Here is a 15,017-nt window from a genome sequence, read left to right on the forward strand (position 1 = left end):
CAATGACTAAAACAATCCCGGAACTAAAACAAGTGGCCTCACAGGTGCGTCGTGATATCGTACGCATGGTGCATGGCTGCCAATCAGGTCACCCAGGTGGCTCTTTGGGCTGTACAGACTTTTTAACGGCCCTGTATTTTTCAGTAATGGAACACAATCCGCAGTTTAGCATGGACGGCGTTGGCGAAGACTTGTTCTTCCTGTCAAACGGTCACATCTCACCGGTGTTCTACAGCGTGCTGGCACATGCCGGTTATTTTGATAAATCAGAGCTGGCTACTTTCCGTAAGCTGAATTCACGTGTGCAGGGTCACCCAACCACGCATGAGAAGCTGCCAGGTGTACGTATTGCCTCAGGCTCACTGGGCCAGGGCTTGTCGGTAGGTATTGGTGCCGCGCTTGCTAAAAAACTGAATGGCGATAACAAGACCGTATTTACCTTGCACGGTGACGGCGAGCTGCAGGAAGGCCAGATTTGGGAAGCTGCCATGTTTGCCCCTCACCATAAAGTAGACAACCTGATTGCTACTGTTGACGTGAACGGCCAGCAAATTGACGGCCCGACCGACAAGATTATGAGCTTGATTGATCTTGCCGCTAAATGGACCGCATTTGGTTGGGACGTAATGACCATGAACGGTAACGATATGGAAGACGTGGTTAAGGTACTGAACGACGCCAAAGGCCGCACCGGTCAGGGCAAACCAATTGTTATCCTGATGACTACCGGTATGGGTTACGGTGTAGACTTTATGATGGGTAGCCACAAATGGCACGGTGTTGCTCCAAACGATGAGCAACTGGCTGCTGCACTGGCACAATTAGAGGAAACCTTAGGCGATTATTAATTTGGTAGTGAGTAGTGAATGGTGAGTTGTGAGTGTTTCATAATTCATCAGTTCAACAACTACTCACAACTCACCACTCACCATTCACAAAATGAAGAAATACACATTCACAGATAAAAAAGATACACGTTCTGGCTTTGGCGCTGGCCTGGTAGAGGCTGGTCGCAAGAACGATAAAGTGGTTGCCTTGTGTGCCGACCTGATCGGTTCACTTAAAATGGGCGACTTTATTAAAGAATTTCCGGAGCGTTTTTTCCAAACCGGTATTGCAGAAGCTAACATGATGGGTATTGCTGCTGGTTTAACCATCGGCGATAAAATTCCTTTCACTGGTACTTTTGCCAACTTCTCAACCGGTCGTGTTTATGACCAGATCCGTCAGTCTATCGCTTACTCAGACAAAAACGTAAAAATCTGTGCTTCACACGCAGGTTTAACGCTGGGCGAAGACGGTGCAACTCACCAGATCCTTGAAGATATCGGCTTGATGAAAATGCTGCCAGGTATGACCGTAATCAACCCGTGCGATTACAACCAGACTAAAGCTGCTACCATCGCTATCGCTGAATACGAAGGTCCGGTTTACCTGCGTTTCGGTCGTCCGGTAGTGCCAATCTTTACAGATGCAGATCAGAAATTTGAGATCGGTAAAGCTTGGATGGTAAACGAAGGTAAAGATGTATCAATCATTGCTACCGGTCACCTGGTATGGGAAGCCATCAAAGCAGGCGAGATTCTGGAGCAGGAAGGTATTGATGCCGAGATTATCAACATCCACACCATTAAACCATTGGATGAAGAAGCTATCCTGAAATCAGTAGCAAAAACCGGTTGCGTAGTAACCGCTGAAGAGCACAACCGCTTAGGTGGTTTGGGCGATAGCGTTGCCCACGTACTGGCTACTAATAACCCAACCCCGCAAGAGTTTGTAGCTGTTGATGACAGCTTCGGCGAGAGCGGTACCCCAGAGCAATTGATGGATAAATACGGCCTGAACGCCGCTGCCATTGTTGCCGCTGTTAAAAAGGTTATTGCTCGTAAAAAAGCGTAAGCAAAATAGCTTTAGATATAAAAGCCGCACAGGAATACTGTGCGGCTTTTTTGTTGTTGCTACGGCGGCCTCTGGCCGCCGTAGCGAAAAGCGTTAGGGATAGGAGCGGATACCGGCCCGGAGGCTAAGGCCTGTGCAGTATGAGCGGATAGCCCGGCCCGAAGGGAACGCCCAAGTGAGTGAAACGATGTTTCTTGAGCATCTCATTATAACAATACCTTAAGCAATCTCTTTAAATCCTATAAATCCCGATTCAGGACAAACACCATTGCCTCAAAACTGTTAACTTTGCACATTAATTAAATTCGCCCTATGTCTCAACAGGTTGATGATGCAGAGATTTTAAGCAAGTTCCAGAACGAGCGTACACGGAACGAGGCTTTTAACCAGCTGCTCAAGAAATACCAGCAAAAAATATACTGGCACATCAGGCGCATGGTAATAGATCATGATGATGCCGATGATGTAACGCAGGACGTATTTGTGAAGATATGGAAAAGCCTGCCCGGTTTTCGCAGCGATGCCCAGTTATATACCTGGATGTACCGCATCGCCACTAACGAGTGTATTACTTTCTTAAATAAAAAGAAGCAGAAAAATAACATCCCGCTGGATGAGGTATCGTATGAACTGGCTGAGTCATTGGCTGATTCAACTTACTTTAATGGCGATAAGGCTCAGCTGAAATTACAGCAGGCGCTGCTTACCCTGCCCGAAAAACAACGCCTGGTATTCAACATGAAGTATTTTGATGATATGAAGTATGAAGAGATCTCAGGCGTGTTGGGTACCAGTGTGGGAGCGCTGAAGGCATCGTTCCACCTGGCGGTGAAAAAAATTGAGGCACATTTGCTGGGTAATGATTAATTTAAAAAAGTAATTAAACCTTTTCATTTAAATTTCATCTATACCGAATATGGAAAGAGAAATGGACAATAGGGAATGGCTGAATGAATTTCCGTCACTAAAGCAAGTAAAGGAAAGTAACCCGTTTACTGTACCTCCAGGTTATTTTGACGAATTACAGCAGCGCACCATGTCTTCTGTTTTTCTGGAAGGTTTAAATAGAGAGGCTGGTTTCGCTGTTCCTGAAAATTATTTCAGTGAATTGGAGAGCAACCTGCAAAGCCGCATAAATATAGAGGAAGCCCTGGATAAGGCTACTAATAGCTTCACTGTGCCCGAAAATTATTTTGAGGGCATGGAGGCCCAGTTAAGCGCACGTATTGCCATAGAAGAGGTGATGGAGGGGAAATCGGAAGGCTTTACCGTGCCAGATGAATATTTTGACAACATGCAGGCGCAGATTAGCGCCCGTATTGCTGTTGAGGAGGCTTTGGAAGAGGGTGAAGGTTTTACTGTGCCTGATCAGTATTTCAGTAAATTGCAGGACGCTATTTTGGCTAAAACAAGCGGTGCGGCAGAAGATGCCCCGGTAGTGCAGCTAAATCCAGCCCCGAAGCAGCAGCAACCCGCTCAACGCCGCGGCGTAGTGCGCAGGCTGGTTAATTCGGGGGGGTTTAAATATGCTACAGCTGCCTGTTTGGTGCTGGCAGTGGGTACAACCTGGTTAATTAATAGATATGAAAGTCCAGAGGCGGTGCACAAGCGTTCTTATATCCATAAGGCCTTGTCTAATGTATCTGACGAGGATATTATTGATTACCTGCAGTTGCACATGGACGCGGCCGATACCCGCGGTGTAATGGATGAAGCCGACCAGATCAATACAGATAATGCAAGTGCTGACGATTTGAAAGAATACTTAAGTACGCATTGATAGGGTAAAATTGTAATGACCAGACTAATCAAAAATATTTCTGTTTTATTGTTGTTGCTTTGTGTCTCATTGGCCGTCCGCGCACAGCGGGGTGGGCAGGCCGCATTCAGGCAGCGCAATGAGGCGCGTGTAATGCGCCCCAATGTAGCCAAGCGCTTTGATCAGATCAAGAAGAACTACATTGCGCGCCAACTGAATTTAACGCCCGAGCAAAGCGCACGTTTTTGGCCTATGTATGATGCTTACCAGGCCGAGCTGGACGAGATACTGATACTGCGCCGCCAAAATAACACCAACGTGCAGCCCGGCGGCGAAGATCAGTTTGACCGTGAGCTTACTTATCAGCAAAGGATTACCGCCGCTCAGAAGAAATATTACCACGAGTTTTGCAACGTGCTACCACCCGACAAAGCCGCGCAAGTATTTAAAAGCGAACGCGATTTTAAATTTGAACTACTCCGCAGATTGAAAGAGGGTCACGGGCCGGAGTAAGGGTGGAGATTAGAGATTGAAGAATAAATATTGAAATTTTAAAAAGCAAATAGGCACCCATTGGGTGCCTATTTGCTTTTGTTCAATACGTCATTGCGAGGGACGAAGCAATCTCTGTACAGGACATTCGGATATTTAGATTTGCTTTGCATTTGCAGAGATTGCTTCGTCCCTCGCAATGACGTGTTGAATTATGCCTTATCTCTGCCTTCGGCTTTCATTCCTTAGAAGTTTCCTCAAAAATCCCCCTCGTCCCGCATGCTATAATACCCGTCATCGGTAATAATCAAATGGTCCATTACCTTAATATCCAGAATATTTCCCGCTTGTATTAAACGTTTGGTGAGGTTAATATCCTCATGACTTGGCTTTTTGTTGTTAGAAGGATGATTATGCGCCAGGATGATGTTGGATGCCTGATGCTGTAGCGCAATGCTAAAAATGATCTTAGGATCGGCAATGGTGCCCGACAGGCCTCCTTTGCTGATCAGTTCTTTAGAGATCAGTTTGCATGACCGGCTCAGTAATAACAGCCAGAATTCCTCATGATTCAGATCAACCAGGTGGCGGCGTAATACCTGCCATGCCAGTTTACTGCTATCGATAGTTTCAGGGGGCTTACTGTCGGCCTCGCCGCGACGACGGCCCAGTTCTAAGGCAGCTATGATGGAGATGGCTTTGGCTTCGCCGATGCCTTTAAATTTGGATAATTCGGCGATAGACGCACGACCTAACCGGTTCAGGTCATTATCGTAATGATGCAGAATGCGCTTGCTCAGTTCCACCGCACTTTCATCCCGGCTGCCAGAGCCTATCAGTATGGCAATCAGCTCGGCGTCGCTTAATGCCCGGCGTCCCTGGGCGCCCAGTTTCTCACGTGGGCGATCTTCCTCGGCCCAGGCTTTAATGCTGATCTTATTGTCATAAGGTTCCATAGTCTTGAACTTGGATTTTTAGGATTTTAGTGATGTTCAGGATATTTATCTGAATCCGAATTTACAGAATTCAGGAATCTATCGAATACACCACTATATTTAAATTCTGTAATTCCTGAAATTTGAGTTCGAACAAGTATCCTGTCAATCTTAAAAATCCCAATAATCCAGGTTCAAGACAATAAAAAAGGGACGGTATTTGCATACCATCCCTTTTTTATATCGCGTTTGTAAAACAGCTTATTTCAGGCCGTTTACGTATTTGGTCAGTTTTGATTTATTGTTAGAAGCTTTGTTTTTGTGAATAACATTCTTCTTAGCTAAACGATCCAGCATAGATATCACTTTAGCCAATAAAGGCGTAGCCGCAGTTTTGTCAGTAGTGCCTCTTAATTTTTTGATAGCATTTCTGGTGGTTTTAGCCTGATACCTGTTACGCAGACGCTTCGCAGCGTTAGCTCTGATTCTTTTGATCGATGATTTATGATTTGCCATTGCTTAGCTAATATTCTTATTTAAATTTCGGACTGCAAATATATGGCGATATTATTTAAATCACAAGTACTTATGTAAAAAAAATTAAGTAACCTGTATTAGTTCACCGTAATGGCGCTAATGCTTAACGCACTTGAACCACTGCCACTTACAGAACCTTTGCTGTAAATGGTGTAAATTTTGCCTGCTGCCAGTGTAATAGAGCTACCGGTTGCCAGTACGGTACTGGTTGATGCATTTACCAGTCTGAAGATGTAAGTGCCCGCAGTAACCTCTGCATAGGCGCTCACGCCTTTATAGTTCAGTGCGGTAAACAGGCCTGTGCCATTGGCGGTTACGTTTGAAACAGGCGCATCTGCCGATGCCTGTACAAAACGTACTCTGGCGTTGCCAGAGGACGGTGCGGTTTGATCATCTTTAACCGTAATTACCGAAGTGTTACTGCTGCTGCCTGCCAGGATAAAAGAGTAGTAATTTGCTGCATCTACCTGTGCCGAACCTGACGCAAGTACGGTGCCTGAAGGGCTTTGAATACTGAAGTCCTGCTGACCGGTGTAACTATCGTTATAGCCAGAGACGTTGCCATAACTTACAGTATTTGGCGTACGTAACACGTTCTGGATAAATAATTGTGCTGGACCGGCATCTGGGTTGGCATTAACCAATTGTACTTTGGCTGTTACAGCGCCGTCAAACTCATAGCCATTGTCTTTCTTGCACGACGATACCAATACAGCTGCCGCCACGCCAAATAATGAGCCAATAAATACCCTGCGGGATAGTGTGTTAAAACGTTTTTTCATAAGAAGATAGTAGGTAAATAATAATAAATTATTTGATAGCCTGCGGTTGATGTTTTGACAGGAAATCTCCTCAATAACGTTTTTTGTTAATCTTTAGTTTAAAAAAAATATGGTTTTGTAAAAATGAGGGGGCTTGGAGCATGGGTTTTTGTCAGTTTTATACTGCAAAAAGCTGTATTTTGGCATTATCTGCATAAACTTAAATGAAACCGCTTTATCGCATTGTTTTATGTGTTTTTCTGTTGCTCACATGTGCATCCTGGGGCTTTTTTGCGCACCATCGCATTAACCGGCTGGCGGTTTTTACTTTGCCTAAAGGCATGGCCGTATTTTATCAGGCTAATATTGATTTTATTGACGAGCACGCTGTTGACCCGGATAAACGACGCTATGTAGACTCGCTGGAAGGGCCGCGCCATTTTCTGGATGCAGATCATTACGGCAAAGCACCGTTTGGCCGTTTGCCGCAAAACTGGTATGATGCGGTGAAGAGATACTCGGTAGATACGCTGGATAAATATGGCACGGTGCCCTGGGTAATTCAATATCATTATTACTGGCTGGTAAAAGCTTTTAAACAGCATGATACCACTGCCATCCTCAAAACATCGGCCAACCTGGGGCATTACATTGCCGATGCTTGCGTGCCGCTGCATCTCACGCAAAATTACGATGGGCAACTAACCAATCAAACCGGCATCCATGCGCTATGGGAAACCCGCCTGCCTGAGTTGTTCAGCAACCGGTATAGTTATAATGTTGGCAGGGCAAAATACATTGATAACCCGCTCGCACAGGCCTTTGCCATCTGCCGTTCATCTTATAAATGTGTGGACTCGGTGTTGTTGTTTGAGCGTAAACTGAATGCAGTTTTTCCAGGCGATAAAAAGTATGAGACAGTGCAACGCGGTAACCGTAAGGTGAAAGATTACTCGGCAGCCTATGCCGCCGCTTATCATAAAATGCTGAACGGTATGGTAGCCCGGCGCATGCGTTTAGCTATACTAAATGTAGGCAGCTTTTGGTACTCGGCCTGGGTTGATGCCGGGCAGCCTGACTTGAATAAATTCATCGCGCGGCCGCCATCTGCGCAGCAAAAGGCGGAGTTGGTAAAAGAAGAGGTTTTGTTTAAGCAAGGGAAAGTGTTAGTGAAGAACTAGATATTAGATTATGAAGTCAACCTTTACAACCTTAGTTTTTTGTTTTCTTAGTCTTCTGATATCGGCACAGCAAAAGTCGGTTAATAAGAATAAAGGCGATATTGCGCTTGATATGGTTGGCAAATTGCCTGAAGTGAAGAAGTTTGTTAGGCAATACAAAGACGGCGCATTACTGTTGTACAAGAAACCAGATAGTGATTTTCACTTTTATTGGATAAAAATGGGCAATAACAAGGTAGACATGTTTGCAACCCTTGAAAATTTTTATGTAGAACCCAAAACGTATAAGGTGTTTTATGTAGATGTGTTTGCAGATTTTAACCCCATTACGTTAGCACAATGGCGCAAGTGGCGTAATAGTCCAAATTTTCATGAACTCCATACATATAAGCGCGGCAGACTAATCCTTCAGAAGCAGTAATTACGCTTTCTTCCTTTTAAAAAAGGAAAGCATTAATCTCAGAAAAAAAGTAGTTATGAAACGGTTTGTCCTGCTCGTTACACTCCTTAACCTTTCGGTACTGGTATTGGCACAGGATTTTTATTATAAGCTTCCCAAAAGGCGCGGGCACATGACGGAGAGAGAAAAAGCACTAGTTGCCATAGCCGAATTACCCGAAACGAAACGGCTATTTATAACGTCGGCTAAATCAGAGCCAGCACTGAATATAGCCGGTGAACCCGAACCCGGAAAGCCTTACTATTGGATTAAAGTAGGCATATCAAATTTCGATATGTTTCGCACGACCTACAATTACTATTATTATCCCCAGACCAGGCAAATTTTCTATTTGGATTGGGTGAATGCCGATTTTCAACCCATTAGCTTACAGCAATGGCGTTACTGGCGAACAAAGCCCGCGTGGCGTAAAGATCATGTCTATAAACGCGGTAAGCTGATGGCAAAGAGCTAGAAAAGTCAGGATTATGCCTTCTTTCTCTTAAACACCGCTACTACCGCCGGAATAACTGATACCAGAATGATGGCCAGTGCAATCAGCGAGAAGTGGTCTTTAAAGAATGGGATAGTCCCCAACCAGTAACCGGCAAACAAGAAGATCAAGATCCATGATGCACCGCCAATAACGTTATAAATGGTATAACGCAAAAATGGCATCTTACCCACACCGGCTACAAATGGCGCAATGGTACGGATGATAGGCATAAAACGGCTCAGGATAACTGCTTTGCCGCCATGCTTGTCAAAAAAAGCTTTGGTTTGCAGGTAGTAATCGAGCTTTAATATTTTGTTGTTCTCTTTAAAAACTTTTGGTCCTAAAAAGCTGCCCAGCATGTAGTTTACGGTGTTGCCTACTACAGCTGCAACAATGAGTATCAATGCCAGCAGATAGATACTTAAACCGGTGTTACCGGCAGCAATAAGTGCACCGGCGGCAAACAGCAGCGAATCGCCGGGAAGAAATGGGGTTACCACAAAACCGGTTTCGGCAAAAATGATGACGAAAAGAATGAGGTAAGTAAGCGTGTGGTATTGGTTGATGATTTCTGCCAGGTGTTTATCAATATGCAGAATAAAATCTATCAGGTGTTTTATTAATTCCAAAGCTGTTTTGAATTTGGCGTGAAAATAGCAATTTGAGCCGAAAGGAAAAAGGTAAAAGCAGAAAGGTAATATTCGGGGCCGAAAAAGGCAGTTCTGTGAAAAGTAACAGGCGCAGACCCTTTAACCTTTATCCTTAATGCTACCTGTTGGTAATAATGTTCATCCCGAAGGTGGCCGAGTCTGTTCTGCCCAATATACCTTGCGAGTAAATGGTATAGAGTTTGCCGTCCTGAACCGTAAATCTGGACAGATCTGCCAGTGCATCGGTGGTGCCGGTGGTAAAGATCTTGAAATCATAAATGCCTGCGGGCATTTCTACATACTTGCTAACCTTTGCAAAAGCCAGATTTGAAAAGGCGATGGTGCCATTTGCCGTTAAATCAAGATTGATAGAGCGTGCCGATGCATTAACAAAGCGCACTTTGCCCCGGCCAATTGTAGGCGCAGCGTCACTATCCAGGGTCATGATTGTAGTTTGAGATTTGTCGGCTACTAACCCTGTAGTAAAAACGGTATAGCGGTTGTTTAGAACAAGCACCTTGTTGTAGTTAAAGTACGACACGTTGTCGCGCGTTCTCAATTCAAAAGGCACATTGGTATTAAGAACAGCTACATAGCCCGACGGCTTACCATAGATATATGGTTTAAAGACGCCGTTTTGTTGCAGGAAGTTAGACCAAAGATATAGCCCACCCATATCGGGGCTCAGATTAACAACGTTGATCTGCGTAATGATGCCGTTTGATGGCGTAACCGGCGTAGTGCTTTTGCAGGCCGATATGAGAGAAAACACCATGACGCCCAGAATAATCAGCATAAAAGCCGGTAACGTTTTGATGCGGTATTTTTTAGGAGCAATCATCTGTTTAATATGATAGAAGTGGCCAAAGCATCTTTACCCGTTACATTAGGTTGACCGTAAGTAAATAAGGTGTAATAGCTGGCGGCCAACACGGTTACAGAAGTAGTATAAAGCACGGTACTTGTGCCTGCAGCCATCACTTTGACGGTTTTTTTACCCTGCCCCGTAGGCATAAAATCGGTTACAGATTTAAAGGTCTGGTTTTTAAACGCCAAAGTATCGCCAACAAAAACATCATAAGCCTGTGTGCCCTGTGAAGCCTGGATAAACCGGATATGACTTCTAAGCACGGTATCGGCCACAAACTTGTCTTGTGTAAAAATGGTTGTAAGGTTATTGGCACTGCGTTGCCCCGCAAGTACCGCGGTGTAAACAGCGCCAGAATCAGGTAAGGTTATTTTTACCTCAGTTAGCAGCGTTCTGCTCGGCGAATCAACTTTAAACTGATAGGTCTGCGTGCCGATGGGAAAATTGTTATATCCCGATGTGCCCCCCAGATATATAGCCGAGTTGGTGTTTTGCCGGGTACCGTTCAGATAAAAATTAACGGCGTTAACGTCAGTTACCGCGTTAACAACGTTCAGACTGGCCATTTTTGGCGTTTTCTGCGGCGCGTCTGAGCCTTTGGTGCAGGCACCTGCAGCCATGGCCGCAATAATGAGCAAAACGGGAGTATATTTTTTAAAACCGGGCATCTGTATTTAATATCCGCTTATCAAAACGCAAAATAGCTTTTTTGTTTACTACGCCTGATAAGCATAAACGCAAAAATACTTCTATTATTCCGTTTATCTAAGTACTTTTATTTTCAGCGCTTATTATGGTATGATCTCAAACTTAAGGAAAACGCTTTGGCTAGCAGCGCTTACGCTATTTTGCCAGTTACTACAGGCTCAAACCATACTGGTAAAACCGGTTAACATACAGCAGGCTTATACCAACGGTACCCGCAGCGATGATGGCCGTCCCGGCAAAAATTACTGGCAAAACACGGCCGATTATCATATCAAAGTTAGCTTCGATCCGCAAACCCGAAACGTTGGGGGCTCGGTAGAAATTGATTACGTCAATAACAGCCCGGATACGCTGAAGCAAATAGTATTTAAGCTGTATCCCAACATTTATAAAAAAGGTGCCGCCCGCGATAAACCCGTTAATCCGGAAGATCTTACAGACGGTGTACAGATCTCGCATCTCAAAATCGGCAGCAAAAATATTGATGTAAACAACCATGATGCCCTGACTATTGACGGTACCAACATGACGGTGCCAAATCAACAGGTTTTGCCGCATCAAAAAGTGCATATGTCGGTTGGCTATGCGTACAATCTTAACAAGGGCTCGCACAACCGTACCGGGCAGGTTGAGGATGGATCGTATTTCATTGCTTATTTCTTTCCGCGTGTGGCTGTATACGATGATATTGATGGCTGGAACACCATCCCATACACCGGCACGGCGGAGTTTTATAATGATTTCTGTCATTTTAACGCGGAGGTTACCCTGCCCGCTGATTATGTGGTATGGGCCACCGGTACGCTTACCAACGCTACCGAAGTGCTGAATAAAAGAATTGCCGACCGTATAGCCCTGGCTGCCCAACAGGATAGTGTAACCAATATTATTACCGAGGCCGATGTGAAGGCGGGCGACGTTACCACTAAAGGCGATAAGCATACCTGGAAGTTTGAGGCCGATAGCGTGACTGATTTTGTGTTTGCTACCAGTAATCACTACATCTGGCAGGCATCAAGCCTGGTGGTTGACCCCCAAACCGGCAGACGTACACGCGTTGACGCAGCCTTCAACCCTAAACACAAAAGTTTTTTTAACGTGATTGGCTATGCCCGTAAAACGGTAGCGGCTATGAGCTATCAGTTTATTAAATGGCCCTTCCCGTATGAGCATGAAACCGTGTTTGATGGGCTCGACCAGATGGAATACCCCATGATGGTAAACGATAACCCGTTGGATATTGTAGCCGATGATATTGAACTGACCGATCACGAGATTTTTCATACCATGTTTCCTTTTTACATGGGTATTAACGAAACCAAATACGGCTGGATGGATGAAGGCTGGGCCACCATTGGCGAGTGGCTGATTACCGCGATGATTGATCCGTCTGTTACCGATAAATATGGAATAGACAATTATGCTCTGTCTGCCGGGCACGAGGATGATGTGCCTATTACTACCCTTACTACAGAACTGGGGGGCTCGGCAGAGTTTACCAATCCCTACTCCAAACCGGCTATGGGCTACCTGTATATAAAAGATCTGCTGGGTGATGAGCTGTTTACCAAAGCTATGCATCATTATATTGCCCTGTGGCACGGCAAACATCCCGGACCGTTTGATTTTTTTAATTGCATCAATGAAGGCTCGGGCCGTAACCTTAACTGGTTTTGGCAGCGCTGGTTTTTTGAGCGTGGCGTGCCGGATATGGCCATCAGCTCGGTAACCCACATCGGTAATCAATACAAAGCCACCATTAAGCAGGTAGGCAACAAGCCACTGCCCATCCATCTCACGCTAAATTTGGCCGATGGCAGCAAACAGATTGTGCATAAAGACATATCAGCCTGGGAGAAGGGTAACAAAACCTATGTGGTAGATTTTACCACTGGAAAAAAGATTAAAACCATTGTACTGGGCGATGTGCTGATCCCCGACTCGGACCCTAAGAATAACACGTTTGTGATGAAGCGTTGAGAGGGTATAGACGGTCGGGAGAAAAGGTTCCCCAGGGTGCTAAAAAGGGTAGGGTGTCATCCTGAGCCCCGTAGAAGGGCGCGCGATGGCTAATTGCTCAACAAGCGTGTTTCGACAAACTACCCATGACAGGTTGTGCTTTGTGGTTAGAGCTAGTACTGATGCTGAGCGTCAGTCCGGCTCAGTCGCCGCCGGAGGGCTCGATACTTTTGAGCCCAAAAGTATCCAAAAGGCTTTAACAGCGTAATGGCTTCTTTGCCGCACAAGGCCTTTGCGCGGCAAATCAGTCAGCACCACAGGGCCGCAATTACCGCCCCCGCTGTCGCATCACACAAACCCTACGCTTCTGGCGGCAATTGAATGCCCTCTTCCACCACACAAACCCTTCCTGTGCTGCCCGCTTTCACCCGAAGCCCGACGCTGTTGGTTAACGGCTAATCATGTCATTTCACCTTCATAGTCCCGCCGTCGGGATTCTATTACGCAACATAACACCTTTGTTATACTGTATTTAACCCGCCCGTGCTTTGGATTTTGTATCTTCTAATGGTAATGGGTGCTAGGCAAATCTCAACATCATACTTAACTTTACTTATCATCAACAACCATTTATCCACTATATGAAAATTATTATTGTTGGCGCCACTGGCACCATTGGCAAGTACGTTACCGCTGCTTTGCAAAAAGATCACGAGATTATACAAGTGGGCTCAAAAAGCGGCGATATACAGTTAGACATTACCTCGCCCGATGCCATTAAACAGTTTTTTGAAAAGATTGGCAGCTTTGATGCTTTGATCAGCACCGCTGGCGATGGCCATTTTGGCCCGCTGGGTAGTATGACCGATACCGATTTTCGCAAGGGTATTAATAGCAAACTGATGGGACAGGTTAACCTGGTGCTGCAGGGGCAGCATTATATCAATCCTAAAGGTTCATTTACGTTAACCTCTGGTATTTTGTCAGAAGATCCTGTTGTTTATGCCGCAGGCTTGAGTGCCGTTAATGCTGCCCTGGATGGCTTTGTGCGTGGCGCAGCTATAGAGCTGGATAATGGCGTACGTATTAATGCGGTTAGTCCGGGTGTGGTAGAAGACTCGCCTGGTTATTTCCCTTACTTTCCCGGCCATATTCCGGTTAAGATGGATCGTGTTACGCAGGCTTACCTGAAAAGCGTATTGGGTGCGGCTACAGGGCAGGTGTTCAAGGTGTTTTAGCTGCCCTATACGTCATGCCGAACTTGTTTCGGCACCCCAAGGGACAAGTAATCAGGAGAATCAGCATGTGGGGTCCCGAAACAAGTTCGGGATGACCTTAAGTAGAATAAACAAATAGGCCGGGTAACCGGCCTTTACTATTTCAAACGCTGATGCCAGTCGCCGCCAGACTCGCGGTCAACCGTTTGTTGCGATTCAAAGTTAATTAACACCGCGTCGCGGGCTTCGGCAGGATAGTCGTATTTTTCAAAGAGCCCTCTTAGTTTGCTATTCAGGCCGGCATCGGTTTTCAGAAAATCGCGTTCGGTATCGGTTTGTACGCATATCCAAAATACCAGATTTTTTGGATCAGCCTGATAATCGCCCAACCAAAGGATGTTAAAACGTTCATCGGTATGGCCCTGAACAATCAGTTCAAAATTATCATTGATAATGGCGATGACGTTCTTTAGATCGCTATCTGCCTGGCTTGCGAAAAGGTTTTTGAAGAAACTCATTTTCTAAGATAGCGAAAATGACTTAATGTAGGTGATAACGTTTAATTAAGCTGTTGTGTTGTCCATTTAAAGCAGGTACATTTAATAAACCAATAATCACAGCCGAATATGAGTCCTGAGGTTCCCGTTATCCTTTTAGTTTTAGCTACTCCTGTTTTTCTTTTCTGGTATTGGTTTTACCGTAAAAGGATAGCTAGTAAAGTCAAAAGGCGTTTTTTTATCTGGATTTCTACTGTTATTTCAACCCCAATTTTCTATGCGACCTTAATTGGTATATGGATCTTCTGCATAACTTATTATCCTAACCGAGATTTTGATAGAAAGAGATGGATTAGAGATAAACAAAAACGCTACGAACTTGCAAAGGACATTATTGACAGTAAGATGCTTATTGGTAAGAACAAAAGCGAAGTAAGTGCACTGTTGGGAGTGGATGAAAACAAAATTGACAATAACGATTGGTACTATTATCTAGGATTTGTTCCAGAGTTGGTCAATATTGATCAGGATGTATTGCAGGTGAGTTTTAGGAATGGTAGAGTGTACTACGTTAGTGAGTTTCAAGAATAATTAAATTATTAGTTTCAGCGGCTCGAGC

18 protein-coding genes are annotated in these 15,017 nt (G+C 44.9%); 11 read left to right on the forward strand and 7 right to left on the reverse strand.

What is annotated here, in order from left to right:
- Window positions 1-2: 2 nt before the first annotated feature.
- The 5 genes from ABZR88_RS01690 to ABZR88_RS01710 all read left to right on the forward strand — a co-directional run bounded on the left by ABZR88_RS01690 (window position 3) and on the right by ABZR88_RS01710 (window position 4,171).
- On the forward strand, window positions 3-848 hold the full coding sequence (locus ABZR88_RS01690; protein WP_107829401.1) for a transketolase: 846 nt from the start codon (window positions 3-5) through the stop codon (window positions 846-848).
- A 91-nt stretch (window positions 849-939) separates the two neighbouring features.
- Entirely contained in the window at window positions 940-1,899 is a 960-nt protein-coding gene (locus ABZR88_RS01695) for a transketolase family protein (protein ID WP_107829121.1), read from the forward strand.
- Between the two features lie 312 nt (window positions 1,900-2,211).
- The gene (locus ABZR88_RS01700) at window positions 2,212-2,766 is read left to right on the forward strand and encodes an RNA polymerase sigma factor (RefSeq protein WP_107829120.1); all 555 of its coding nucleotides are present in this window, start codon (window positions 2,212-2,214) and stop codon (window positions 2,764-2,766) included.
- A 49-nt stretch (window positions 2,767-2,815) separates the two neighbouring features.
- Window positions 2,816-3,679 carry a hypothetical protein gene (locus tag ABZR88_RS01705; RefSeq protein ID WP_146166555.1) on the forward strand — a complete coding sequence of 288 codons (864 nt, stop codon included), beginning with the start codon at window positions 2,816-2,818 and terminating at the stop codon, window positions 3,677-3,679.
- A 15-nt stretch (window positions 3,680-3,694) separates the two neighbouring features.
- A complete protein-coding gene (locus tag ABZR88_RS01710) occupies window positions 3,695-4,171 on the forward strand; it encodes a hypothetical protein (protein WP_146166554.1) in 477 nt (158 codons plus the stop codon).
- Between the two features lie 236 nt (window positions 4,172-4,407).
- Here the strand turns inward: ABZR88_RS01710 and radC are convergent, their stop codons facing one another.
- From radC to ABZR88_RS01725, 3 genes are all read right to left on the reverse strand, one after another.
- On the reverse strand, window positions 4,408-5,106 hold the full coding sequence (radC, locus tag ABZR88_RS01715) for a DNA repair protein RadC (RefSeq protein ID WP_107829117.1): 699 nt from the start codon (window positions 5,104-5,106) through the stop codon (window positions 4,408-4,410).
- 240 nt (window positions 5,107-5,346) lie between these two features.
- On the reverse strand, window positions 5,347-5,601 hold the full coding sequence (gene rpsT, locus ABZR88_RS01720; RefSeq protein WP_107829116.1) for a 30S ribosomal protein S20: 255 nt from the start codon (window positions 5,599-5,601) through the stop codon (window positions 5,347-5,349).
- A gap of 98 nt (window positions 5,602-5,699) precedes the next feature.
- Window positions 5,700-6,404, reverse strand: a complete 705-nt coding sequence (locus tag ABZR88_RS01725; protein WP_107829115.1) for a DUF4397 domain-containing protein — start codon at window positions 6,402-6,404, stop codon at window positions 5,700-5,702.
- Between the two features lie 203 nt (window positions 6,405-6,607).
- Between ABZR88_RS01725 and ABZR88_RS01730 the strand changes: the two genes are divergently transcribed.
- Genes ABZR88_RS01730 through ABZR88_RS01740 form a run of 3 tightly spaced genes read left to right on the forward strand, consistent with a single transcriptional unit; the run spans window position 6,608 to window position 8,478 of the window.
- Complete coding sequence (locus ABZR88_RS01730; protein WP_107829114.1) at window positions 6,608-7,564, forward strand: zinc dependent phospholipase C family protein; 957 nt, start codon at window positions 6,608-6,610, stop codon at window positions 7,562-7,564.
- Window positions 7,565-7,574: 10 nt separating this feature from the next.
- A complete protein-coding gene (locus tag ABZR88_RS01735; protein ID WP_107829113.1) occupies window positions 7,575-7,985 on the forward strand; it encodes a hypothetical protein in 411 nt (136 codons plus the stop codon).
- Between the two features lie 55 nt (window positions 7,986-8,040).
- Entirely contained in the window at window positions 8,041-8,478 is a 438-nt protein-coding gene (locus ABZR88_RS01740) for a hypothetical protein (protein ID WP_107829112.1), read from the forward strand.
- A gap of 11 nt (window positions 8,479-8,489) precedes the next feature.
- Here the strand turns inward: ABZR88_RS01740 and ABZR88_RS01745 are convergent, their stop codons facing one another.
- The 3 genes from ABZR88_RS01745 to ABZR88_RS01755 form a co-directional block, all read right to left on the reverse strand.
- Entirely contained in the window at window positions 8,490-9,128 is a 639-nt protein-coding gene (locus ABZR88_RS01745; protein ID WP_107829111.1) for a DedA family protein, read from the reverse strand.
- Between the two features lie 139 nt (window positions 9,129-9,267).
- A complete protein-coding gene (locus ABZR88_RS01750; RefSeq protein WP_107829110.1) occupies window positions 9,268-9,990 on the reverse strand; it encodes a DUF4397 domain-containing protein in 723 nt (240 codons plus the stop codon).
- Complete coding sequence (locus ABZR88_RS01755) at window positions 9,987-10,685, reverse strand: DUF4397 domain-containing protein (protein ID WP_107829109.1); 699 nt, start codon at window positions 10,683-10,685, stop codon at window positions 9,987-9,989. The genes ABZR88_RS01750 and ABZR88_RS01755 overlap by 4 nt, the downstream gene beginning before the upstream one ends.
- Window positions 10,686-10,815: 130 nt before the next feature.
- On the opposite strand from ABZR88_RS01755, the gene ABZR88_RS01760 reads away from it, so the two are divergent.
- Both ABZR88_RS01760 and ABZR88_RS01765 read left to right on the forward strand, forming a co-directional pair.
- Window positions 10,816-12,705 carry a M1 family metallopeptidase gene (locus ABZR88_RS01760; RefSeq protein WP_107829108.1) on the forward strand — a complete coding sequence of 630 codons (1,890 nt, stop codon included), beginning with the start codon at window positions 10,816-10,818 and terminating at the stop codon, window positions 12,703-12,705.
- A 620-nt stretch (window positions 12,706-13,325) separates the two neighbouring features.
- Window positions 13,326-13,922 carry a short chain dehydrogenase gene (locus tag ABZR88_RS01765; RefSeq protein WP_107829107.1) on the forward strand — a complete coding sequence of 199 codons (597 nt, stop codon included), beginning with the start codon at window positions 13,326-13,328 and terminating at the stop codon, window positions 13,920-13,922.
- 137 nt (window positions 13,923-14,059) lie between these two features.
- Here ABZR88_RS01765 and ABZR88_RS01770 read toward each other — a convergent pair whose 3' ends face one another.
- A complete protein-coding gene (locus tag ABZR88_RS01770; RefSeq protein ID WP_107829106.1) occupies window positions 14,060-14,419 on the reverse strand; it encodes a hypothetical protein in 360 nt (119 codons plus the stop codon).
- A gap of 108 nt (window positions 14,420-14,527) precedes the next feature.
- On the opposite strand from ABZR88_RS01770, the gene ABZR88_RS01775 reads away from it, so the two are divergent.
- Window positions 14,528-14,989, forward strand: coding sequence for a hypothetical protein (locus tag ABZR88_RS01775; RefSeq protein WP_107829105.1), 462 nt, complete (start codon window positions 14,528-14,530; stop codon window positions 14,987-14,989).
- The last annotated feature ends 28 nt before the right edge of the window (window positions 14,990-15,017 follow it).

The organism is Mucilaginibacter yixingensis (assembly GCF_041080815.1).
GTDB classification, from domain to species: domain Bacteria; phylum Bacteroidota; class Bacteroidia; order Sphingobacteriales; family Sphingobacteriaceae; genus Mucilaginibacter; species Mucilaginibacter yixingensis.